A 2,199-nucleotide genomic window follows, 5' to 3' on the forward strand; every position below is an offset into this window, starting at 1 on the left:
CCGCCGGCGGCGCAGGCCGTGGTCAGTGCGGTGCCGCCGCCGCGGCGGCGCAGCTCCCGCAGGGTCTGGACGATCATCCGCGCCCCGGTCGCGGCGAAGGGATGACCGAAGGCGATGGAGCCACCATTGACGTTGACCCGCTCCCAGTCCACCTCGCCGATGGGCTCGTCGCGCCCCAGCCGGTCCCGGGCGAAGTCAGGGTCGTCCCAGTACTTCAGGTTCGCCAGCGTCTGCGCGGCGAAGGCCTCGTGGATGTCGATGAGATCCATGTCCGCGAGCGTCAGACCGGCACGTTCCAGGGCCATGGGGGTCACGTGGCTCGGGCCGATGAGGGCGTCGCGGAACGGGTCCACGGCGCAGAAGGCAGAGGTGCGGATGAAGCCCAGCGGCTCGTGGCCGAGCGCCCGGGCGCGATCGGCACGCATGAGCACCAGCGCGGCGGCACCGTCGGTGAGCGGGGTCGAGTTGCCGGCGGTCACCGTGCCGTGCCGGCGATCGAAGGCCGGCCGCAGCGCGGCGAGGCTCGCCTCCGAGGCGTCGCCGCGGATGGTGTTGTCCCGGTGGATATGCGTCTGCTCCGGCCCGGCGAAGGCGTGCATGACCTCGTCATCCAGCCAGCCGGCCTCCCAGGCGGCGTGGGCGCGCTGGTGCGAGCGCACGGCGAAGGCATCCTGGGCCTCGCGGCTGACGCGATGGGTCTTGGCCATCTGCTCGGCGATCTCGCCCATGCCGAGCCCGGTGGTGTAGTCCCGCACGGCGGGCGGCTTCGGCGCTAGGTCCCGCGGGCGCACGCCCGAAAAGGCCCCGAGCCGGCCGCGCCAGCCCTTGGCCCGAGAGGCCCGCAGCAGCGCCGCCGCGAGCCGGCGGCTGACGCCGATGGGCAGCACGGAGGCCGAATCCGCCCCGCCGGCGATGCCGGCCTCGATCTCGCCGCGGGCGATGGCCGCGGCCACGTCCGCGGTGGTCTGGAAGCTGGTGGCACAGGCGCGGGAGACGCTGTAGGCATCCGTGGTCACGGGCAGGCCCGCACCGAGGACCACCTCTCGGGCGATGTTCGGCGCCTCCGGCCGGATGATCACCTGGCCGAAAACCAGCCGCTCCACCACCGCCGGATCCAGGTCCATGCGGGTGACCAGCTCGTTGACGACCATGGTCCCCAGGGCCACGGCGTCGGTATCGGCGTACGCGGTGAGCTGCCGCGCGAAGGGGGTGCGCAGCCCGTCCACCACGGCAACCCGATCGTCCCGGCGCCGGCGTCTGCGCGTACTGCTGCTCGCTGCCACACTGGCCTCCCGATTCGCCCATACGCTTGCGTATGGAAAGCTTCGCCGCCCGCCGGCGGCGTGTCAACTCCGCCCCGCCTCACAGGGTCGTGCCGCCCCGGCCGGGCCCGCGCTCGAGCACGCGGCGCACCCGCGCAAGCCCCTCGGCCACGCGCTCGCGGGCGGCGGGGGCGCTGATCGCCAACCGTACCGCCTGCGGTACCGGATGGCGACCCACCGCAAAGGGCTCGCCGGTCTTCAGGCGCACGCCCTCGGCGGCGCACGCACGGGCGAACTCGTCGGCCCGCCAGGGCTCTGGGAGGTGGAGCCAGACATTGAATCCATACGGCTGCGCGGCGAACGCCAGACCCTGGAAGTGCCCGGCGGCGAGGGCCTGGCGGGCACCGATCTCGTCGCGCTGCCGCCGCGCCAGCTCGTCCGCGGCGCCCGAGTCGATCCAGCGGCACGCCGCCTCCGCGTTCAGCGGCGGCGCCATCCAGCAGTTGCCGCGCAGGGCCTGGGCGACGTCGTCGAACCAGCGTGGCGGCGCCTGCACCAGCCCCACCCGCAGACCGCCGGCGAGGACCTTGGACACCCCGGTGATATGGATGACCCGCTCCGGCGCCCGGTCCACCAGCGCCGCCGGGCGTTCCGCCGCGGCCACCAGGTGCACGGCGTCCTCGATCACGGCGACGCCGTGACGCTCGGCCACCGCGAGGAGCTCGTCGCGGCGGTGCTCCGGGATCGCCTCGGTGGTGGGGTTGTTCTGGTCCGGGGTGAGGTAGACCGCGCGCACGGCGTGCTGACGGCAGGCGGCCTCCAGCGCGTACGGCTGCACGCCCTCGCCGTCGCTCGCCAGGGGCAGGTGCCGCAGCCCCAGCCCGCGGGCGGCGGCGATCATCCCGGGATAGACCAGGCCCGCCGAGGCCACCGTCTC

The 2,199-nt window shown here is 74.4% G+C and carries 2 protein-coding genes; both read right to left on the bottom strand.

Annotated features, from left to right (window positions below; genetic code table 11):
- A partial coding sequence (gene fadI, locus G7A99_RS18420) for an acetyl-CoA C-acyltransferase FadI (protein ID WP_163142913.1) occupies positions 1 to 1,283 on the bottom strand: 1,283 nt, incomplete at its 3' end.
- Positions 1,284 to 1,362: 79 nt separating this feature from the next.
- The coding region (locus G7A99_RS18425) for a PLP-dependent aminotransferase family protein (protein WP_163142916.1) at positions 1,363 to 2,199 on the bottom strand (837 nt) is incomplete at its 5' end.

This window comes from Arhodomonas sp. KWT, assembly GCF_010993615.1.